The sequence below is a fragment of the Dyella nitratireducens genome (genome assembly GCF_014642835.1).
GTDB classification, from domain to species: Bacteria; Pseudomonadota; Gammaproteobacteria; order Xanthomonadales; family Rhodanobacteraceae; genus Dyella_B; species Dyella_B nitratireducens.
The window spans coordinates 542850-564366 of record NZ_BMJA01000001.1 but is presented as its reverse complement, the minus strand read 5'-3'; the positions used below and the strand labels follow the sequence as shown (position 1 = coordinate 564366).

Sequence of the window (21517 nt, the reverse complement as noted above, 5' to 3'; positions counted from 1 at the left end):
TCCAGGATTTCGCCTTTCACTTCCACGGTGATCTTCTTGGAAAGATCGCCGGAGGCCACCGCCGTGGTTACCTCCGCGATATTGCGCACCTGGCCGGTGAGGTTGGTGGCCATCGCGTTGACGTTGTCGGTGAGGTCCTTCCAGGTACCTGCTCCGCCGCGCACGGTTGCCTGGCCGCCCAGCTTGCCCTCGGTGCCCACTTCGCGCGCCACGCGCGTCACTTCCGAGGCGAATGAGGCAAGCTGCTCCACCATGGTGTTGACCACCTTGCCGATGCGCAGGAATTCGCCACGCAGGGGGCGGCCATCGATTTCGACCGTCATCGATTGCGACAGGTCGCCTTTCGCCACGGCGCCGATCACGCGGGCGACTTCCGCGGTGGGTTGCACCATGTCTTCGATCAGTTCGTTCACCGCAAAGATCGCTTTTTCCCAGCCGCCTGTTGCGGCTTTGAGGTGTCCGCGCTGGGTGATCTTGCCCTCCTTGCCTACCATCTGGGACAAGCGTTCGAGTTCCGCCGTCATCTGCTGGTTGAGATCCACCACCTCATTGAACAGTTGCGCCAGTTCGCCATCGGAACCTTGCAGGTCTTCAGGCAGGCGTACATGAAAATCGCCGCGGCGAAAACGGCGCAAGGCGGCGATGATGTGATGGGATTCGAGAATTTCCCGGATATCGGCGTTCATGCAAGCCCCGTAATGAAAAGCTTATGGGCCCATAGCCATGACGCGGGTTGTCGACAAAACGAACCCCGCATGACCGCACATCCCAATGCGAAGGCAGTCGAAAGCACACTCTAAAGACGCCACGCTGAGGCGTCGTGGTGAAGGTGGCTCTCACAAAAATACATGGAAATCTGCACGCTCGGCGTGATGGCTTGGACGGCGCTGTCAGCTGGATTTCAGGTGGTTTGCACGTCGCTTGGCGTGAATGTGTAGAGCGTGTGATGGTGCACTGCAATGCGCTCAATCTGATCGCGGAGCCGTTTCGGATTTGCTCGCTGGTTTTTGCGCGCCATTGTGGCCTGGTGTCTTCGGTTGACGCTTCGTGAAGCGGTTTTGTGTCTTAGTGAGGCCATTTAAACTTTTTAGACGAAATAATTTGCGTTGAAATACGCCCTCGTTTCAGAGCGAGTCGTCATTCCGGCAAAGAAATGCTGTTTTTCGCTGCGAACGCCGCTTCGACGTTCCAAAAAATTGAGATATGTGAGGGTTTTCACACCAATCCATGTTCTTTTCAGGCGAATGAACGCAGTCCCCATCACACCACTTCCTCCGCAAATGCATACCGCAATTCCCGCGCCAACTCCTGCATCGAAAATGGCTTGGTAATCAGCCGCACGTTGTCGTCGAGTATGCCGTTGTGCGTAATCGCATCGCGTGGATAACCCGTCATATAAAGCACGCGCAGTTTTGGATAAAACGGCCGCACGGTATCCACCAGTTGCCGGCCGTTCTTGCCGGGCATGATGACGTCCGTCAGCAGCAGGGAAATATCCGGATAGGTGGCCAGCTTCTGCTGCGCGATATTGGCGCTCTCGGCCGGAATGGCCATGTAACCCAGCTCGGTGATGCAGGCCACCACGAACCGGCGTACTTCATCGTCGTCTTCGACCACCAATACCTTCTTCGACGTGTTCAACGCGAACACCATGTTTTCCGTAAACGCCTCTGCATCTTGCTGCGCAGACGTGCGCGGCAGGTACATCTTTACCGTGGTGCCAATGCCTAGTTCGGAATAAATCTGCACATGGCCGCGCGATTGCTTGATGAAGCCGTGCACCTGGCTAAGGCCCAGGCCGGTGCCTTGTCCGGGTTCCTTGGTGGTAAAGAACGGATCGAAAGCGCGCTGGATCACATCCGGCGCCATGCCGCCGCCGGTGTCGGTCACAGCCACCATCACATAGTGCCCGGACGCTACTTCGACGTGCGAATCGGCAAAAGTCTGGTCGAGATACGTGTTGGATGTCTCGATGGTCAGCCGGCCGCTGTTTTTCATGGCATCGCGGCTGTTCACAGCCAGGTTGAGCAGGGCGCTTTCCAGTTGCGGCCGATCGATGAAAACGCGCCATAGGCCTGGGGCAAGCGCCGTGTCGATAGTGATGTCTTCGCCGAGTGTGCGTTGCAGAATCATCAGCATGCTGCGCACGCAATCATTGGCGTCGATGGATTTGGGCCGCAACGGCTGCATGCGTGAGAAGGCAAGCAGGCGCTTGGTCAGGTCGGCGCCGCGCATAGCGGCGTTCAGTGCCCTGGACACGACCTCTTTCAAGGCGTCGTCCGATCGGGTCATGTGGCGCAGTGCCATCTCCAGGTTGCCCGCGATGATGGCCAGCATGTTGTTGAAATCATGCGCGATGCCGCCAGTAAGCTGGCCCAGCGCTTCCATTTTTTGAACTTGCCGGAGCCGCATCTCGGCGGTTTCGCGCTGTTGGATCTGTTCCTCCAGTGCGTGGTTTTTTTCCTCGATCGCTTTCTGGCGGGCAGTGGCTTCCCGGCGTACGCGATAAGCAAGCACACAGGCTAGCAATACCGACAAAAACGTCGCGACTAGCAATACCAGCCTGGTGTGGCGTGCAGCAACGAGCCGTTGATCGAGCAAGGCGGATTCGTTTCGATCCATCTGCTGTGTCAACGCCTGAATGTTTTCCATCAATCGATGGCCGACATTCGTTCTGACCACGCTCAAGGCAACATCATGGTTGCCTTGCGTGCTCAATTGGATGGTTTGCTGCAGCTCGCCCAGTTTGCGGTCGACAAGTGGGTTGAGCTTGCTGAGCAGGGCCGTTTGCTCGGCATTGTCGGAGATCAGCGAAGACAGCCGCGATTGCGTCGCGGCAATGTCCGAGCGAGCCCGGATGTATGGCTCCAGGTAGTGCGGATCCTGCGTCAGGAGAAAACCGCGTTGCCCCGTTTCCGCGTCGCGCACGTCGCTGTAGAGCTTAATCAGGGTCTCGCGTACGTGCAGTGTGTGAGCAACCCAAGAGTCGGCCCGCTCGCTGCTGATCGTGGCGAACGTCGCCAGGGCGCAGGCAACCAGCAGCAAGACGAAGCCGGCTCGGATTTGCAGTTCGCCGCGGTTTTGCCCCTTCAAACGCTCCATCCGAAGGCCTCTGTATGGTCAGTGCCGCTGGAACGGTTACATCGTAGGGCTAATATTGTGAAGCGTCCGCGGTAATGTCCAGACTGCGGCGCAGCATGGCGGCGCAATGCCATCACACAGGATGCGGGAGAACACCGTTGAAGCAAGCGCGTGAGTTGGTAAAGGCGGCGGATATCGCGGCGATGAATGCCGTCCGTTCGGTGCATACCTTGAACCCCAACGCCATCCGATTGAAGAAGTCGGTGGGCGATATGGCAGGTCTGACCCAGTTGGGTGCGCATATCATCACCCTTATGCCCGGGCATGAATCTTCTGAATATCACCGGCATCTGTATGAAGAAGAATGTCTCTACGTTCTTTCCGGGCAAGGCGAGGCGCAGATCGATGAACAGGCTTATGCGATCGGCACTGGAGATTTTCTGGGTTTTGCGCGTAAAGGACCGGCGCACGTCATCGTCAATACGGGCAGCGAACCGTTGATGTTCTTGGTCGTGGGACAGCGGTTGGAGCAGGATGTCTGCGATTACCCACGCAAAGGCGTGCGGCTTTATGTAGCAGGCGATGACGAGTCCTACGTAAAGCTTTGAGCCGGGGTCAGTTGCCGCAGCGGGTGTGGATGGCGTTTCTCACCACCAGCATGGCCATCATGGCGAGAATCTGCTGACCGGTTGCCTGCGGATGCAGCAGCAGGAACCGATTGCTGTAGGGACCCGCCGGGCGGCGAGCGGCGGCGATGCACACCTTGCCGTCACCGGACGATAGTGCGGGCGGTAGCGGATACCGCGGATCCCATAGCTGCCTTCGCACCACTCCGTGTTGCGGGCCGCCGGCGATGAGACATTCGACGATCTGTTCCATTTTTGCTTCCACCCTGTGAGTGCGAACGGGCCGTTTTCGGCCTCCCCTGGTTACTGACAAGTAAGCATGCGCCACGCCATGGTCACAGTATGAATGTGCGGTGGATCACGGTTTTGCAATGAGCTTGGTCTACGGGTATGGCGGGCATCTCGCGATGGCGCCTGAAGCCTTCGGTGAAGCCTCGAAAGGTTCTCCGGCGAGCCGCCATGTCAATAAATTGACGCTGATTTGTGGTGCGTGGCCCAACTTTTCATGTACTGGTAGGGCATTTGTGTTGGAGGAAGTGACATTTCACGACACGGGCCGTGCCGTGCTGCCCATGTGCGTCTACCGAAGCGAACCTTTCGCGTAGGTTGGGGTGAAAACCTCAACATCGTGAGGCGCGGATACATGGCAATGTTGGGGTTTGCACCCCAACCTACATCGCCAGGATGTGGTTTATGGCTGGATCGGCCACCTCGTTGATGCTGCACCGCAGTCCGAGAAATACTCGGCCATCGCCGTCGCCAGGTAGCGCCATGACCGAGTTACTTTCACCCGACGCCCTCGCGCCACAACAGCTCGACCACGCACTGACCTTGCCGGCCCGCTTCTATACCGACGCACGCATGCCGGCCCTGGATGCCGCGATGGTGTTTGCACGCAGCTGGCAGCTGGTCTGCCATCAATCGCAACTCTCGGGCATCGGCGACCACGTGGTCACGGAGATAGCGGGGCTGCCGCTGCTGGTCGTACGCAGCAATGAAACGAGCATCCGTGCCTTCCATAACGTATGCCGGCACCGTGCCGGGCCGATCGCCAGTTGCGACGGGCGTGGTGCGCAGAACCTGCGCTGCCGCTACCACGGCTGGACGTACGGCCTGGATGGCGTGCTGCGTGGAGCGCCGGAAATGGGCCGCACGCCCGATTTCAATCCTGCGGACATCCGCCTGCCCGAAGTGCAGGTGCATATCTGGCAGGGCCTGGTGTTCGTGGCCATTGGCGAGGCGCCGCCGTTCGAAGCATTCGTGGCCGGCATCGATGCGCGCCTGGGGCCGCACCGCTCGCTGGACGGCTACGAATTTCACCATCGCGTGAGTTACGACGTGGCCTGCAATTGGAAGGTGTACGTCGACAATTATCTCGAGGGTTATCACGTGCCCTGCATCCATCCCGGCTTGAGCAGCCTGCTCGATTACCGCAGCTACATCACCAAGACGGCCGAGTGGTATTCGTTCCAGTACAGCCCGCTCGAAAGCGGTGATGATCTCTATGGCAGCGGCGAAGCGCTGTACTACTTCCTGTATCCGAATGCCATGCTCAATATCCTGCCAGGCCGCCTGCAAACCAATCGCGTGTTGCCGACAGGTGTAGATCGTTGCCGGGTGGAGTTCGATTTTTATTACGCGCCGGACAGCAGCCCGCAAGCGCAGGTGCGGCGCGCGAAGGACATCGCATTCAGCGACGAGGTGCAGGACGAAGACGTCACCATCTGCGAAGACGTGCAGCGTGGATTGGCGTCTGGCTCCTACGAAGCCGGCCGGCTGAATCCGCTGCGCGAAAATGCCGTGCATCATTTCCATGAAATGCTGCGCCGCGCCTACCGCGATTCGCTTGCCCGCGCATGAGTACGGCGCGGCGGCCGCTCGGGCTATGGATGCTGATTGCGCTGGTTATCGGGAACATCATCGGATCAGGTGTCTTCGTGCTGCCGGCAGCGCTGGCGCCTTATGGCGCGGCAAGCCTGATCGGCTGGGGCATCAGCCTGGGCGGCGCGTTGATGTTGGCGCTGGTGTACGCGTGGCTGGCGCAGATCGTTCCCAATCATGGCGGTGCGTATGCCTATGCGCGCCGCGCATTCGGTGATCGCATCGGTTTTCTGGTGGCGTGGAGTTATTGGGTGTGCGTGTGGTCGGCAAACGCGGCAATTGCCGTGGCATTTGCCGGCAGCCTCGGCTCCGTGTGGCCGGCGGCGACTGCCACGCCTTTGCGCAGCGCCTTGTGTGCACTGGGCGCGTTATGGGTGTGTACGTCCATCAGCCTGTCCGGTGTACGTGAAGCGGGTTACACCGCGATCGTCACTACGTCGCTGAAATTGGTGCCGTTGATCGTGTTCGGCGTGTTGGGATTGGGCTGGGTGCACGCCAGCGCGTTTCATCCTTTCAACGCGAGCGGGCTTCCGCTGGTGAGTGTGGCGTCATCGGTCGCCGCGCTCACGCTGTGGGCCTTCCTCGGTCTGGAAACGGCGACGGTGCCTACCGGCGTGGTGCGCGATCCGCAACGCACCGTGCCACGCGCTACGGTGATCGGTATGACCATCGCCGGGCTTGCCACCATGCTGGCGTGCACGGTCGTGGTCGGCATGCTGCCGGCGGATGTGCTGCACGCCTCCGCGGCGCCGATGGCCGAAGCCGCGCGGCGCACGTGGGGCAGTGCGGCAGGTATCGGCATCGGGGTTGTTGCCACCATTTCGTGCTTCGGCGCGCTCAACGGATGGGTGCTGTTGCAGGCGCAAACCACGCTCGCGCCCGCGCTGGATGGCTTGTTCCCCAAAGCGTTCGCGCGCCTGGATGGGCGTGGTACGCCATGGTTCGGTCTGTTGGCCAGCAGCATCCTCGCGAGTGCGCTGATTGTCTCCAACTACAGCCGTACGCTGGTGGCGCTGTTTACCTTCACCATCCTGCTATCGACTGCTGCGACGCTGCTGCCTTATCTGATCACGGTGTTGGCGTGGTGGCGCATCGACACGCACAGCCGTCGATGGCGGAGGCTGGTTGCGGTTGGTGCGCTGGCTTTCAGTGTGTGGGCGCTGATTGGCACCGGCGCGGAGACCTTGATGTGGGGCGCCGTGCTGGTGCTGGCTGGGTTGCCGATTTATCTGTGGCAGCGCCGCAGCGTTGCGTCGCTGCCTGAGGGATAGCACGCGTAGGTTGGGGTGCAAACCCCAACATCGCCATGCTGGTTATTACGCCATGTTGGGGTTTGCACCCCAACCTACGCGGCTGAAGCACCGGAAGTTACTTGCAAGTCGCACCGTTCAGATGGGACGCCTCACTCAACCGTCTGCTCAGGACCAAAGCGTCCGCCCCAAAAACGTAAACGTCCTGTCCCACGCCAACTGCGCCCACGCGGGGTCGTATTGCGTACCAGCAATGCGCCCATGCCCAACCGCTGTCTCGTTGGCGAACGCGTGATGCGCGAGATACCGATGAAACTGCGCATGTACACCGCTTTCGGCAAACTTCGCTTCCAACGCATTCACCGCATCGATCGAGAAAAACTGATCCTGCGTTCCCCAGTGTCCCAGCACTGGTACCTTGATGCGCGAGGCATCGATGTATTCCAGCGGTGGCAGGCCATACCACAGCACGCCCGCCGACAGGTCCGTGTTCTGGTTGAGGGCGAGCAGAGCAAGCGCTCCGCCCATGCAGAAGCCCATCACGGCAACGTTGGCGGTGCGCTGCTTGAGATAGGCGACCGCGGCAGCTACGTCCTGGGAGGCAGCGTCGCCGAAGTTCAGTCCTTCCATCAGGTGATGCGCTTCTTCCTCTTCCACCGTGATCTTGCCGCGATACAAGTCCGGCACCAGTGCGAGATAGCCGGACTGTGCAAGCCGATCGGCCACACCGCGAATCTGATCGTTCAAGCCCCACCATTCCTGGATCACTACCACTGCAGGCGCGCCATCGGGTTTTTCCGGTACGGCGAGGTAACCTTCAAGCTGCTGGCCATCGGGCCGTTGCAGGCTGACCATGGATGTGGTTTTTGCTTTCATGACAACTTCCTTAGGAGTGGGGGTTCAACCGGTGAAGTGTGACTGGCTGAGGCGACAAAGGTAAGCATGTGCAGGGCCGGCTTCACTACCGATTGGGCCGGTGTGTTTGCCCATTTCTACGAGTAAAACCAATCACGCTAAAATCTGCGCGCTTATCCCAGGAAATCATCTTTCGTGTCGCATTACTCCGGCCCCTTGCTCACGCGCTCCACCGCCGAAACACTGCTGGCCGCGCGCGACGCCGGTAAATCCGAATGGCAGGGTTCACTCGACCTGGGCCGCTCCCATGGCGAGGCATCGCTGTATACGGACGCCTGGCAATGGGAGGACCAGCGTTACCCATACCCGCACAAGCTCAAAGACCGCACGATCTACTACTGGGATGGTGATGAGTTCGCGCCGGTATCGCGTTTTTCCGGCTCGCTGATCAAGCTGGTGCCCACCGAGTGGGGCGCGCCCACTTTCGAGATCGATGGCATCAAGATGCTGCCGACAGCGAAGGAATCACCGATCGAGGATGCGCGACGCAAAGTGGCATTGGTCGAGCCGCGCGGCAAATCGCTGCTCGATACCTGCGGCGGCCTGGGTTACTTTGCTGCCTGCTGTCTGGAGGCGGGCGTTGCGCGCATCCGCTCGTTCGAGAAGAACCCCGATGTACTGTGGTTGCGCACGCTCAATCCGTGGTCGCCGGATCCGGATGCTGCCACCAGCCATGGTCGGCTGGAGCTGACCCATGCGGACGCGCTGCAAGCCATCGTCGCGGTCGAAAATGCTTCGGTGGATGCCATCCTGCACGACCCGCCGCGCTTCGGCATTGCCGGCGATCTCTATTCACAGGTGTTCTACGATCAACTCGCACGCGTGCTTCGCCGCGGCGGGCGACTGTTCCATTACACCGGTAGTCCCAATAAGCTCACCAGCGACCGCGACGTTCCGCGGGAAGTGGCGAAACGTTTGGAGAAAGCAGGCTTCAAGGCGCAGCTGGCATTGGATGGCGTGCTGGCGATACGGCGCTGATGGAGGCGTCTACCGAGTGTGGACGTTCCGGCTATCACAGTAGGTGACTCGCTTTGAAAGCAGGGGGCTTGCATGACGCCGCAGGATTTTGTGTCGAAACTCGGTGCGGAAGTAGTCGACAAGAACTACGCCCTCTATCGCAGCCTGTTGCTCGATACCGTCGTGAGCAAGGCACTTGATCCCTATTGGCAACGTGTCTTGATGCTTTTCGGCGAGTTGACCGCCGATCAGCGGGAAGTGCTTTTAGAACTCACTCGCCACGTCACGATCGACGCCGTGGCCAATGTGCTGGGCGTTATTGACGGAACCCTCGAACTGGTCGATACCGACGACGTTTTCCGGCTGACTTACGGCGGCCGGGAGCTTGGCGGCGATTTGCAGAGCACGTTCCTGGAATTGGCGGAGCAGTCCGCACCATAGCGTTGATTGCCGTGTCTGGTTTCGATGGGCGCGCCAACTGACACGCACTCGCGCGAGCGGTGAGTTGTAAGGCGGCATCATGGCCGGTCGAAAATCTAGGTTTGACAATTGCTTATTGTTCCGAGTGGTAAACCTGCACTCTTCGTGGCCTCAGGCGTGGAGGACCGTAGAGAGATCATGTTTCAACTCGCGCTGATCCTGCTTGGCAATGATTTCGTCAAACGACAATGGTGGTGGCTCGCCGGCATGGGTTTTGTGTGGGCGATATCGGGTGTCGCTATCTTTGTCGATGCCGTGGGGCGTGCAGCCTACTTTCCTGTGCACCCGTTCGGTTACCTCGTGCTGATCGCGGTCGCGATCACCTTGTTGCTTTCAGGTGGCTGGCTCTTGCGCCGGGCCATTCGATTGGCGCGGCGGCCGGAACACGTTTCGATGGCTGCGTTGCTCTCCAAGGATTTGCCTGCAGCGTCACCCGCGATGCGTAGCACCGATGCAACGCAGGTCACGGGTCTGCTGGTCGTCCATGTGTGGACGCCGATCAGTTTGGCCGGCGAGATGATCCCGAACCCGCTCCTGGATCGTTACATCGCCGCCGTCGATATCCATGGAACGGTATCGACCGGTCACGCCGCGTTGGAGTGCACGCCCGACATTTACGTCAGCCATCAACCGGCCGTTGAAATCGACCCATCCAGTGCAAGTTTTTTGGAGCTTGTCGGTAAGGATGTCGCCGGCACCTTTGAGCCGAGCTATGAAGTGGAAGCTGCCGGATGGTGTGACTCGACAGCCCACGTGGTGTTCGATCATTTCGACCGTGCGCGCCTTGCATCGTTTTGGGACGTCTATCGCCAGGACACGACTTACAACCTGGCTCATCGCAATTGTTCGAGCAGCGTGGCGCATTGCCTGGAGGCTGCGCTGGAGGGAAGTCTTGGCGCCGATGAAAAAAGTCTGGTTGCACTCTTTCGCGTGATCTTCAATCCGGAGCTTTGGTACGCCGCACAACGGAGAAAGTGCGCGCAAGCCATGACGTGGACGCCAGGACTGGTTCTTGATTACGCCCAGGCGCTGCAGGCTGCCATGACTCGCGCACCCGTGGGTTGGGAAAGCCTCTTATCAGGCATGCGGCGATCATGGCGCTATGGGGTTGACGTATTTGCCGCGAGAGTTTCCCGGCAGGGAAAGGCAGCGCGATACCAATCACGCGTGACGCCCCGGCGGAAAGACGATCACTGAGGATGCTCCGATTCACGCAGATCCCGTCGCCCCGGCTTTCGCCGGGGCGAGGAGTCAAAGTGTCGTAGCCAAATCCGGCTGCAGCACAGAACGCGTATTCAACTGCGCAGCCAATGCATTCGCCGCAACACGAATCTCCGGCATCGCCGTACATTCCCACAAGTTGCCTCGCACCAGCGATCCGATGGCGTACAAGCCATGCTGCACGTCACCGGCGGCATTGATCAGTTGACCGTCGGGCTGCGCCAGTACACCCAGGTTCAACGGATCGGCGATAGCCAGGCCATCCTTGAGCAGGCCGGCAAGCAGCGAGTGCTCTGCGAACGCCACAGCCGTATCAAGCCCGGTTGCCTGCACTACGATGTCCGACTGCAATGTCGTCGCCACTTGATTGGCGCGCGAGCGCAGGGTCACGTTCAACGGTCCCGCGCCATCCACGTCCAGCACGCGGGCGGCATAGACGTGCAGACGTCCTTCATCACGCAGTTGCTGGATGATCTCCGCCGGTTCGGGTGCAAGGCGGTGCCGTGACGATTCCCATAGCCAGCGTACATGCCGCAGGAATTGCCTGCGCTGGCGTGGCGTGAACGCCTGCCAGAGCCTGGCATTGATCGGGCGCATGCCGTCGATCACGCTGCGCCAGTCCAGGCCCTGTTGCTCGCGGAACAACCGGCGGATCTCGGCGAAGATGGGGGCAGGGCCTTCGCACGCCATCAGCTTGGCGTTGAGTTCTGCCTGGTGGGGATACGGTGCAATGGGCAACGCGGGATGCACGAACGGCAGCAAGCCATGCCGGGAGACGGCCACCAGTTCGATGTCCGGCCAGCGGATGGAAGCGGATATGAGCGTATCGACGGCGGTCAATCCGGTGCCGATCACGGTGAGCCGCCGTGGCTGGATCGAGCGCTGCGTGAGGCTCCATGGGTCAAGCACATACGCACCGCTGGCAAGCGCGCGTTCGGAGACGGTTCGCAATGGGCGCGGCGTCAGCGCACCGAGCGCAAGCACGACGTGATCTGCCGTCACGCTTTCGCCGTTGTTGAGCGTGATCTCGTAACCATTACGCGTGGCTCGCAGCCTGGTTGCCGTGAACGGTTCGATCGCAAAGTGGCGATCTCGTTGTTGCGCGTGATGCAAGCGCTTGCTCAACTGCGCTTCGATGTATTCGCCGAACAGCCTGCGCGGCAAAAAGTCCGTAGGCTGCGATCCCGGACGATGACGACTGCTGTACTGCGCGAAATCGTCATCCGCATCGAGATAAAGCCCCATGCCGCTGGCGCGCACGTTCAACAGGTGATGATCGTGCGCGGCGCCATACGCCACGCCGCGGCCGGTGCCGCCTTCGCTCCCCGTCACCCAGTGCACGGTATCCGGCGCATCGTGCGCGAGCAGTGCGCCGAACACGGATGCACCTGTCGCGCCGCCGCCGATGATTGCGATATTTGCCATGGTGATGGGCCTTTGATCAGGGGAAGGGATTTAAGCAAGCGATGCTTCGCGCACCGTGTTGTGACAAGTCGAAGACCATAGCCCATCGTGATGATGAAAGCTGCGGTATTTATTGAGCTCGCCGCCGTACACATGCAGGGAGAGCGCCGGGCGGTTTCGGGAAAGATTGCGGCAGCGATGCGCGTAGTCCGCATCGGAAAAAGCGACATGGTCACCCACTCCCGCAACAAGCGCATGCATGGGCTCGAGATGCAGGCGCGGTTGTGCAGCGAGTTGGAACGATTCCACTTCCAGCACGCCATCGAGCACGAATTCCATGCCCCACAACGCGTCGTGATCGTGAATCGGCGTGACATAGGCAGGCGGCCACACGATCAGCAAGGCTTCGTAGTGATGCCTCTTGCCGGTGCCAAGCAGCACGCGCCGATAGGTTTGCGCGGTTGATGTGGAAGACACATCCGCAGAGCGTGGACAACCCCGCCATGCGGCGACTTGCGAAAGTGCTTCGGCGATGCTGGTTACAACGGGCTCCCCATGGTGTTCGATGCATGCATCGATTGTGGCGAGAACTCGCTCGCGCCATGCCATCGTGGCCGTTATGAGTGCGTCGTACATCGGTAACCCTTGGTGTTGGCGTACTCGAACTCCAGACAACCACAGGTCACGTTAAAGATGCGCTAGAACATCACGAGCAAATGGCAGGTCGTTATGCGTTTTGCGACATAACAGGTGCCAGTTGTAAATCAAATGTTCAAAAGTAGTACATGGATGCATGCACTAATACGTTATTCGTCTTACGTAATAGCGCTGTCGAATTAATTTCATTGGCAGCTCAAATTGCGTGAAACTCCATTTTCCTTTGCCGTCATTCCCGCGAAAGCGCACGGCTGTCCGGGAAACTTTTAGCTTGCCGGATCGCTCCCTCCCCTACGTGTAGTAGGGGAGGGTTGGGGTGGGGTGAAGCAACCTGGCGAGAGATTCCGTTGATGTCTCACGCTCATTCCCGCGTAGCGGGAAGCGAGCTTCGCTCGCCTTACCCCACCCCAACCCTCCCCTGCACGCAGGGGAGGGGGCCGTTTCCGGTTCACTCGTGGATATCGCGTTGAGCAAGCTTTTTTTAAGTCGCTTGCCGTGCGAATCATGCAAACGTGTTGTCCCTCAAGTGCTCGTTACTTTTTTCGCAAAATTTCCCCAGACAGTACTGGGCCTTCGCCGGAATGACGGCCTTCGAGGCGAAAGTCGTTCTACACGCGTATGAGCGCGCTAAACCGATTTCACTTCACCGCCATCCATGCGAAGCATCGACCCCGTCATCCAGCGTGCTGCCGGTGAGACGAGGAACGCCATCAATTCAGCGATTTCTTCCGGTGTGCCATAGCGTGCAATCCCGGCTTCGCGCGGAAAATGTTCCGTCGCTTCCTCCACCGTCATGCCATGCCGAGGTGCCCAGCGTTCCAGGTAGGAGCGGCGGCGCCCTGTCATGACGGGACCAGGCAACACGCTGTTGACCTGCACGCCCTCATCGATGCCGCGATCCGCAAATGCTTTCGCCAGCGCCGCAATCGCAGCATTGATGGTGCCGACGGCCGCGTAAGGCGCTTTCGGAAAAATGGCCGAATTGCCGGATGTAAACACCACCGAGCCCTTGGCTTGCTTCAGCGCTGGCCATGCTTCGATGGTCAGTCGCCGTGCTCCGTGCAGCTTGAGCGCCATGCCATCGTCCCACTGCCCATCCGTCATCTCGAAGAGATCGATTTGCGGCACGGCGCCGGCAATGTTGATCAGCGCATCGATCCGCCCAAAGGCCGCCAGCGTTTGCTCGACGACGGCTTTTGCAGCGGTTTTGTCCGCCAGGTCAAGGTCGATGATCAGTGCTTTGGCGCCCTGTGCTTGCACGGCTTCGGCGGTTTCCTGCAGATGCTCGCGGCTTCTCGCCACGAGCACCAGCGATTGGACATCGCGCGCAAGGCGAATGGCGGTGGCGCGGCCGATGCCCTGGCTTGCGCCTGTCACGATGGCGGTTGATGCAGACATGGCGCTCTCCTCAGTCAGGCAACAAGAAATGTGCGGATGGCTTGGGCTACTTCCTTCGCGTGCGTTTCCAGTGCGAAATGTCCGCTATCGACGAATTGGACTTGCGCTTGCGGGATGTCGCGCTTGAACGCTTCCGCACCCGGCGGCAGGAAGAACGGATCGTGCTTGCCCCATACCGCGAGAAAGCGTGGACGATGCGTGCGGAAGTAGGCCTGGAACGTGGGGTAGAGCGCCACGTTGCTCTGGTAATCGAGAAACAGATCCAGCTGAATGTCATGCGCACCTGGACGCGCAAGATAGTAGTTATCCAACGCGATGCCATCCGGCGACACCAGCGATTCATCCGCTACGCCATGCGTGTACTGCCAGCGCGTGGTTTCCGGTGCCAGGAACGCCCGCAATGCTTCCCGGTTGGCTTGCGAGGGGTTTTGCCAGTACGCGCGAATCGGATTCCAGCCGTCGCTCAAGCCTTCTTCGTAGGCGTTGCCGTTCTGGGAAATGATGGCGGTGATGCGTTCCGGGTGTTTGACAGCCAGGCGGAAGCCGGTGGGTGCGCCGTAGTCGAACACGTAAACCGCAAAGCGATCAAAGCCCACGACTTCCGTGAAGCGGTCGATCACATCCGCAATATGGTCGAACGTGTAGGTGAATTGCTCGCGCGGTGGCATATCCGATTGGCCAAAACCGGGCAGATCGGGCGCGATGATGTGGAAATCGTCGCTCAATAGCGGAATGAGATCGCGGAACATGTGCCCCGAGCTCGGGAAGCCATGCAGCAACAGCAATTTGGATTTATCGGGCGAACCGGCTTCGCGATAGAAGATCTTCAGGCCGTCGACGTTGGCGTGGTGATAGCGAATGGCAGACATGGCAGACATGGCAGTTTCTCCGGTTGGATGAGGAGTGCAAAGGAATCGTGGGACAAAGCGCAGTCAGTGGCCGCTGTGCTTCACCGCATCCACGATGAGATTCGCGACCAGCGCAGGCGCGGTAACGCTGGGCACGTGATCGACGGGATATGACGCGATGTGCGCTTGCATCCGCGTTGCGACGAAGCGCTGCGTTTGCGCCGGAATCATGTGGTCCTGCTCGGCCAGCAAGTACCACGACGGCACGCGTTTCCAGAGCGGCGCACCTGCGGGAACGGTGATGGCTGCCGGCGCAATGGGTGGCTGGGTTGCTGCGAGCGCCTGCTGTTCTTCCGGCGTCGCATGCTGGGCAAAAGCGGTGGCGAAAGCGTCCGCGGGCAAGCGGATCCAGCCTTCGCTGTCCGGTGCGAGCGGCGGCGTCAGGGCATCGTGTTCAAAGCGGTTGAACACCTCGGCCACGGTTTCCCCCCGGTCCGGCGCCAGCCCTGCGACGTACACGAGCGCCTGGACCTTGCTGCTTTGCGCTGAGCCGATCACGGCGCCGGCATAGGCATGGCCGACCAGGACGACCGGTCCTTCGATCTGCTCCAGCGCTTCGTCCAGCGCCGCCGTGTCGTCCGCCAGGGATGAGAGGGGCAGCCGTACAGTAACTGCTTTGATGCCATCAATCCGGAGAATGCTGGTGACCTTGTTCCAGGCCGTCTCGCCAGCCCATGCGCCATGGACAAGCACTACGGTTGCCGTATTCGTGTTCATTTTTCTCGCTCCTGATGCTGGTCTGGGGTGAGCCGAGGGCGACCACAGGGTTGAATTTCTGCTAACCGCCTCAACATTATCTTGCAGGTTATTCTTCAAAAAATAACTTGTCAAGATGTTTTTAGCCGGTTACTTTGCGCGGCAGGAGGTAGCCCCATGACACAGTCGATCCCCGCTCTTTTCCTGGCCGATTCCCCCGGCCTGGATTTCCTCAATTCGATAGCCACACCCGTGGACGTGCCGTTGGATTGGCTTGAGGACGGGGAGGGGTTGCTCCATTGGCTCAAACAGGCGCGGCTGGTGCCGGACGAGGTGATCAGCGTGATGCGGGGGCGGGCGATTCCTGGTGAGCTCGATCGCTTGGCTGATCAGGCGCGGGCGTTGCGGGAGTGGTTTCGTGCATTCGTGCGGGCACACAAGGGGCACCCGTTGCAGGCGGTGCATCTGGCCGAGCTTGAGCCGCTCAATCAATTGATGAAGCGCGATGAACGCTATAGCGAAATCGTCGCGCAAGACCATGATGCGTCTTTCGTGCTGCAGCTGATGCAGACGCGCCGCTGGTCATCGCCGGAAACGTTGTTGCTGCCGATCGCCGAAGCGATGGCGCAGCTGGTTTGCGCGGAAGACTTTACTTATGTCAAGGCCTGCGAAGGGCCGACGTGCACGTTGCTGTTCGCCGATCACACGCGCGGACATGCGCGCCGATGGTGCAGCATGTCGCTTTGTGGCAATCGCGCGAAGCAGGCGGCGCATCGGCATCGCCTGAAGGCGACGCAGAAAGATTGATCTTGTTCTTGTGCATGCAGCGAACGCTGCTTATTGCAATGCCAGACTATCTGGCAGCAGTGCAACGCGTATTTTTAAGGCAGCCTACCCACGCTTAGGCAATTTCCAATCTGGCCGAACAAAATGGCATGTATAGCCATGCGGATACCGTTCCAGATAATCCTGATGCTCCGGTTCCGCCTCCCAGAACGGCCCCGCAGGTGCGATCTCCGTGACCACTTTGCCGGGCCATAGGCCGGATGCGTCGACATCGGCAAGGGTGTCCTCGGCGATCTGCTTCTGTGTTTCGTCGCGATAGAAGATGGCTGAGCGGTAGCTCGTGCCGACATCGTTGCCTTGGCGGTTTTTCGTGGTTGGATCATGAATCTGGAAAAAGAACTCCAGAATCTGGCGATAGCTGATCCGTTCCGGATCGAACACGATCTCGATGCCTTCCGCATGCGTGCCGTGATCGCGGTAAGTGGCATGGGCCACATCGCCGCCCGTATAACCCACGCGGGTGGACAGCACGCCCGGATAGCGCCGCAACAAATCCTGCACGCCCCAGAAGCAGCCGCCGGCCAGGATCGCCGTTTCAGTTTTTGTCGTCATGTCACTTCACCGTAAAGCTGTTATTGCTGCGATCTATATCTGGGATGACATGCTGCGGATCAAGTGTCGCCGACGTTACCGGTTTGTTGCCCGCGACGCGCACGACATAACTGCGATGCTGCATCCAGGTTTCCACCGGTATGCGGATGTCCTGCTTGCTGCCATCGTTGTAGACCACTTCAAGCGTGGCCGGCATCACCAGGCGGTCGAGGTTGGCAATCGTCACGGCTGCGCCTTTGTGCCAATCGCCATCCACCGGGGCAACGTTCTGTAGCGCGAGGTCGAGCTTCCAGTTGTGCTCGTACCAGCCGCGCCAGAACCAGCTCAGGTCTTCGCCTGTTTCGCTTTCCATGAAGCGGAAAAAATCGGAGGGGCTGGGATGCTTGTAGGCCCACGTCTGGATGTACTTGCGGAACGCCGGGTCGAAGCGTTCCGGACCAATGATCTGTTCGCGCAGAAGGATCAGGCCGTAGGCGGATTTGAAGTACGTGACCGGGTGGCGATATTTTTCCTTGATCTCGTCCGCACGCGTCAGCAGCGGCGGCGCATCCGGATCGGTCAGCACCTTGACGATTTCGTCGGCCGGATTGCCGCCGCCGGGCGCGTATTCCACATCGCGCTTGGGTGCATATTCGCCGTGATGGAAGGCATCCGCTTCATAGACGTCGATGAAGGTGTTGAAACCCTCGTCCATCCACGCGTTGCGGCGTTCGTCCGTGCCGACGATCATCGGAAACCAGGTGTGCCCGATCTCGTGCGCGATCAGTGCATGCAGCTCGTTACCCTTGGCCTCTTTCGCGTCGAAGGTAATGCCCGGGTACTCCATGCCGCCGGCCGAACCTGCCTCGTTGATGGCGGTGGGGTAAGGGTAGGGGAACCACTGTTTGGAGAAATACTCGGTCGAGGCTTTCAGGTATTTAGTCGCGCGGCCCCAGGCATCGTTGCCGGCGCTTTCGATCGGATAAGCCGATTCGGCCAAAGCAGTCTGGCCATCAGGCAGGTTGATGCGCGCGGCATCCCAGATATAGGCCTTGGATGCACCGAATACCGCATCGCGGGCGTTCTGGATGCGGAAGTGCCAGGTGAGCGTGCCGCTCTGCTTGGGCCGGCTGTGCGGGTCGTTGATCTCATCCGCCGAGCGGATCATCACCGTGCGATCGCTGTGGCGCGCTTCGTCCAGCCGCTGGATTTCGGTCTTGGTCAGCACGTCCTGCGGATTGAGCAGTTCGCCGGAACCCACCACGATCATGTTCCACGGCACGGTGACCGAATAATCGTAGTCGCCGTATTCGAGATAAAACTCGTTATTGAGGTAAGGATCGGTATTCCAGCCGCGCAGGTCGTCGTACACGCACATGCGCGGATACCACTGCGCGATCTCGAAGATGTCGCCGTTCTTGGTCGGATTGACGTCGGTACGGCCGCCGAACTCGCCGGGTACGGTGTAGCTATAACTGATATGCAGGCGCAGAGCGCCGTCGTGTGCCTTCAACGCCTGCGGCAAACGCACTTGCATGCGCGTATCGGAAATGACGAAATCCGCCTTCTGCAGTGTGCCGTCTGCGCCTTCGACGGCAACCGATGCGATGTGCTCGCCGTCGGTAAATTCCGTTGGAAAGGCTTCGTCACCGAATGCACCGCGTGCGTCGGGAAGATAGCGGTTCTGTTCCACCTGCAGCCACAACACGTCCAGGTCATCGGGGCTGTGATTGGTATAGGTGATGACTTCCTCACCCGTCAGTTTGCGGGTAACGGGATCCAGTGTTGCCTTGATCTGGTAATCGGCACGGTTCTGCCAGAACAGCGGGCCAGGCCGGCCGTTGGCAGTGCGAAAGGCATTGGCCGGCTGTGGATAGACAAACGGCGCAAACGTCTCGAGCGGGTTGTAAGTGGACGCGTGCGCACTACTCGCGATAGCAGGCAAAGACAGCGCTACCAGCACGGCACTGCAGAGTATTCGAAGGGTTTTCATGGGGAGCCTTGTCGCCGGGGAGATGGCCGTCCTGGCACGAGCGAGGAAACATACTGCAAGGCTTTGGCGGCGACCAGTGATAGATACACAAAGCTTGCGCGGCAAGTTTTTTATCGCTGTGTCGAATGCCGGAAGTCATTATTCGATGTTGATGCTGGCTACCCCTCGTCGTCATTCCGGCGAAGGCCCACTGCTGTCCGGGGAAAATTCGCTGCGCTCTAGATAGGCATCTGCCACGCAACCGAAGCCCCTATTTTTGCCAGCTCATTCAACGCTAGCGATTCGTCGCCCCGGCGAACGCCGGGGTCCAGTGTCTTTGACGATTTGCAAGTCGCTGGGTGATTCGCTTCGCTCACCCCTTCGGGGCCGTCCATTCGGACGTTCTCCGCGCTTCGCGCTACGTCCGGCTTTCGCCGGGACGACGAGTCTTTTAGCCATGTCGCTAAAACAAACAACACTTTCCTCGGACAGCAGTGGGCGAAGGCCAGAATCCAGTTTAAATACGCTGTGCGAAGCGCTCATACCCTTTTATGTTGCGTGCTTCGCACGCCATGTTTGTACTGGATTCCAGCCTTCGCCGGAATGACGACGAGCTAATGCAAGGCTCCCTTGCTGGTGCTAACGTACTGCCCCCCACACGTGCTTGCCGGAGTCCTTTCATGTCCCGCGCCCCCATCGCTGTTTCAACCGTTGCTACGCATCGCATGTTTTCGCGCCTGGCCTTCGCGATAGCAATGGGACTTGCAGTAGCTGGCGCGAATGCGCAGCAGGCACGCACCGACAATGTTCCCCCGCCGCAGGACCAGCCATACCTCGGCACCGTAACGCTCCATGTCGATGCCAACGATACGGCGCAGGGCATCTTCCGTGTGCATGAAACCATTCCCGTGCAAGCGGGCACGCTGACCCTGCTGTATCCGCAGTGGATTCCCGGCGACCATTCACCGACCGGACCGATCAACCTGCTGGCCGGCCTCAAGCTCACCGCCGGCGGCAAACCGCTGAAGTGGAAGCGCGACGAGTACAACGTGTATGCCTTCCATGTCGATGTGCCTGCGGGTGTGTCGAGCATCGATGCGTCATTCCAATATCTGTCGGGTCGCACAGATAGCGAGGGCTTCGAGATCACCGACCGCATGATGGACATGGAGTGGAGCAAGGTGCTGCTCTATCCGGCCGGCTATTTCTCGCGCGGCATTACTTTTGCGCCGAGTGTCACTTTCGCGCGTGGCTGGCAGTTCGGCACCGCGCTGGAAACAGCTTCGCAATCAGGTGACACCACCACGTTCAAGCCGGTGACTTTGAACAATCTGGTCGATTCGCCGATCTATGCCGGTGAATATTTCAAGCGCGTGGATCTCAACCCAGGTGGTGACGCGCCGGTGCATTTGGACATCGTCGCCGATGAGCCCAAGTACCTGGAAATGACGCCCGAACAACTGCAAGTCCATCGCAACCTGGTGACGCAGGCGACCAAGCTGTTCGGCTCACACCACTACGATCACTACGATTTCCTGTTCTCGCTGTCGGATGTGCTGGAAGGCAATGGCACGGAACATCACCAATCCAGCGAGAACGGATTGGGTCCCGACTATTTCACTGCCTGGAGCGATGCTGCACCGGATCGCGACCTGCTCGCCCACGAATATACCCATTCATGGAACGGCAAATTCCGTCGCCCCGCCGATTTGTGGACGCCCAACTTCAATGTGCCAATGGGTGATTCATTGCTGTGGGTTTACGAAGGGCAAACCCAGTACTGGGGCTTCGTGCTGACCGCGCGCTCCGGTATGTGGACGCCACAGCAATTCCGCGATGCGCTGGCCATGGTGGCTGCCAACTATGAGCGCAATCGAGAAGGCTTCCAGTGGCGTACGCTGGAAGACACCACCAACGATCCTACGGCCGCCCGCCGTTCCAGCCTGCCGTACCGCAGCTGGCAGATGAGCGAGGACTACTACAGCGGCGGCCAGATGATGTGGCTGGAAGTGGATGCCAAGCTGCGTCAGCTCACTCATGACCATAAATCCCTGGACGATTTCGCGCGTGCGTTCTTCGGCGTCGACAACGGCAGCTACGTCACCAAGACCTATACCTTCGATGACGTGGCGGCCGCTCTCAACGGTGTAGCCCCCTACGACTGGGCAAGCTTCCTGCGCGCGCACGTCGATGAGCTCAATCCGCCGCTGCAAAACGGCATCGCCGGTACTGGCTGGAAGCTGGTCTATACCGATCAGGAAAGCGCCTACGAGAAGGCGTACAACAGCCGCCCGCAGTCGCCACGCCATATGTACAACTTCGCCTGGTCGATCGGCCTGACGGTGGGAGACAAAGGCCAGATCAATGACGTGCGTTGGGACGGCCCTGCCTTCAGGGCAGGCATCAGCACCGGCGCTACGCTGGTCGCCGTCAATGGCCAGAACTACTCGACCGACGTGCTGAAAAGCGCGATCACGGAGGCCAAGAACAACACGGCACCGATCAAGCTCTTGCTGAAGTATCAGGGCGGCTATCGCACGGTGGCGGTGGATTATCACGACGGTCTGCAATACCCGCATCTGGTACGGGTTGAAGGCACGCCTGATTATCTGGATGAGATTATTGCGCCGCGCAAGTAAGCCCTGCCGATATCGAAAATAAGAGCGCCGGATGGTTTTTGGCCATCCGGCGCTT

At 59.6% G+C, this 21517-nt stretch carries 19 protein-coding genes; 8 read left to right on the top strand and 11 right to left on the bottom strand.

The genetic code is table 11. The features are described from left to right. On the bottom strand, positions 1–686 hold a 686-nt coding region (locus IEX75_RS02565), incomplete at its 3' end, for a HAMP domain-containing protein (RefSeq protein WP_188792684.1). Positions 687–1260: 574 nt separating this feature from the next. Further along, positions 1261–3102: a CHASE3 domain-containing protein gene (locus IEX75_RS02560; RefSeq protein ID WP_188792683.1), complete on the bottom strand. Its 1842-nt coding sequence runs from the start codon at positions 3100–3102 to the stop codon at positions 1261–1263. 137 nt (positions 3103–3239) lie between these two features. On the opposite strand from IEX75_RS02560, the gene IEX75_RS02555 reads away from it, so the two are divergent. Further along, positions 3240–3689, top strand: coding sequence for a cupin domain-containing protein (locus IEX75_RS02555; RefSeq protein ID WP_229720610.1), 450 nt, complete (start codon positions 3240–3242; stop codon positions 3687–3689). A gap of 7 nt (positions 3690–3696) precedes the next feature. On the opposite strand, the gene IEX75_RS02550 is transcribed toward IEX75_RS02555, so the two are convergent. Next, positions 3697–3960 (bottom strand): hypothetical protein, encoded by a 264-nt coding sequence (locus IEX75_RS02550; RefSeq protein ID WP_188792682.1) that lies wholly within the window; start codon positions 3958–3960, stop codon positions 3697–3699. 518 nt (positions 3961–4478) lie between these two features. Between IEX75_RS02550 and IEX75_RS02545 the strand changes: the two genes are divergently transcribed. Then, positions 4479–5567, top strand: coding sequence for an aromatic ring-hydroxylating oxygenase subunit alpha (locus tag IEX75_RS02545; RefSeq protein WP_188792681.1), 1089 nt, complete (start codon positions 4479–4481; stop codon positions 5565–5567). After that, positions 5564–6859: an amino acid permease gene (locus IEX75_RS02540; RefSeq protein WP_188792680.1), complete on the top strand. Its 1296-nt coding sequence runs from the start codon at positions 5564–5566 to the stop codon at positions 6857–6859. Before IEX75_RS02545 ends, IEX75_RS02540 begins: the two co-directional genes overlap by 4 nt. A 147-nt stretch (positions 6860–7006) precedes the next feature. Here the strand turns inward: IEX75_RS02540 and IEX75_RS02535 are convergent, their stop codons facing one another. Continuing rightward, positions 7007–7714, bottom strand: coding sequence for a dienelactone hydrolase family protein (locus IEX75_RS02535; protein ID WP_188792679.1), 708 nt, complete (start codon positions 7712–7714; stop codon positions 7007–7009). 174 nt (positions 7715–7888) lie between these two features. Here IEX75_RS02535 and IEX75_RS02530 point away from each other — a divergent pair, with 174 nt between their 5' ends. The 3 genes from IEX75_RS02530 to IEX75_RS02520 all read left to right on the top strand — a co-directional run bounded on the left by IEX75_RS02530 (position 7889) and on the right by IEX75_RS02520 (position 10387). Next, entirely contained in the window at positions 7889–8731 is an 843-nt protein-coding gene (locus IEX75_RS02530; protein ID WP_188792678.1) for a class I SAM-dependent methyltransferase, read from the top strand. Positions 8732–8803: 72 nt separating this feature from the next. Then, the gene (locus IEX75_RS02525; protein ID WP_188792677.1) at positions 8804–9151 is read left to right on the top strand and encodes a hypothetical protein; all 348 of its coding nucleotides are present in this window, start codon (positions 8804–8806) and stop codon (positions 9149–9151) included. A gap of 177 nt (positions 9152–9328) precedes the next feature. Next, on the top strand, positions 9329–10387 hold the full coding sequence (locus IEX75_RS02520) for a hypothetical protein (RefSeq protein ID WP_188792676.1): 1059 nt from the start codon (positions 9329–9331) through the stop codon (positions 10385–10387). A gap of 54 nt (positions 10388–10441) precedes the next feature. Here IEX75_RS02520 and IEX75_RS02515 read toward each other — a convergent pair whose 3' ends face one another. From IEX75_RS02515 to IEX75_RS02495, 5 genes are all read right to left on the bottom strand, one after another. Next, positions 10442–11836 carry an FAD/NAD(P)-binding protein gene (locus IEX75_RS02515; RefSeq protein WP_188792675.1) on the bottom strand — a complete coding sequence of 465 codons (1395 nt, stop codon included), beginning with the start codon at positions 11834–11836 and terminating at the stop codon, positions 10442–10444. A gap of 30 nt (positions 11837–11866) precedes the next feature. Beyond that, positions 11867–12451 carry a cysteine dioxygenase gene (locus IEX75_RS02510; protein ID WP_188792674.1) on the bottom strand — a complete coding sequence of 195 codons (585 nt, stop codon included), beginning with the start codon at positions 12449–12451 and terminating at the stop codon, positions 11867–11869. Between the two features lie 648 nt (positions 12452–13099). After that, positions 13100–13870: an SDR family oxidoreductase gene (locus IEX75_RS02505; protein ID WP_188792673.1), complete on the bottom strand. Its 771-nt coding sequence runs from the start codon at positions 13868–13870 to the stop codon at positions 13100–13102. Between the two features lie 14 nt (positions 13871–13884). Beyond that, positions 13885–14748 (bottom strand): alpha/beta fold hydrolase, encoded by an 864-nt coding sequence (locus IEX75_RS02500; protein ID WP_229720609.1) that lies wholly within the window; start codon positions 14746–14748, stop codon positions 13885–13887. Positions 14749–14802: 54 nt separating this feature from the next. Continuing rightward, a complete protein-coding gene (locus tag IEX75_RS02495) occupies positions 14803–15495 on the bottom strand; it encodes an alpha/beta fold hydrolase (protein WP_188792672.1) in 693 nt (230 codons plus the stop codon). A gap of 156 nt (positions 15496–15651) precedes the next feature. Between IEX75_RS02495 and IEX75_RS02490 the strand changes: the two genes are divergently transcribed. Further along, positions 15652–16281 (top strand): CGNR zinc finger domain-containing protein, encoded by a 630-nt coding sequence (locus IEX75_RS02490; protein WP_188792671.1) that lies wholly within the window; start codon positions 15652–15654, stop codon positions 16279–16281. An 84-nt stretch (positions 16282–16365) separates the two neighbouring features. On the opposite strand, the gene msrA is transcribed toward IEX75_RS02490, so the two are convergent. Together msrA and IEX75_RS02480 are read right to left on the bottom strand one after the other, a co-directional pair. Further along, positions 16366–16872 (bottom strand): peptide-methionine (S)-S-oxide reductase MsrA, encoded by a 507-nt coding sequence (gene msrA, locus IEX75_RS02485; protein WP_188792670.1) that lies wholly within the window; start codon positions 16870–16872, stop codon positions 16366–16368. Between the two features lies 1 nt (position 16873). Then, positions 16874–18868: a M1 family metallopeptidase gene (locus IEX75_RS02480; RefSeq protein ID WP_423373278.1), complete on the bottom strand. Its 1995-nt coding sequence runs from the start codon at positions 18866–18868 to the stop codon at positions 16874–16876. Between the two features lie 680 nt (positions 18869–19548). On the opposite strand from IEX75_RS02480, the gene IEX75_RS02475 reads away from it, so the two are divergent. After that, entirely contained in the window at positions 19549–21462 is a 1914-nt protein-coding gene (locus IEX75_RS02475) for a M61 family metallopeptidase (protein ID WP_423373279.1), read from the top strand. The last annotated feature ends 55 nt before the right edge of the window (positions 21463–21517 follow it).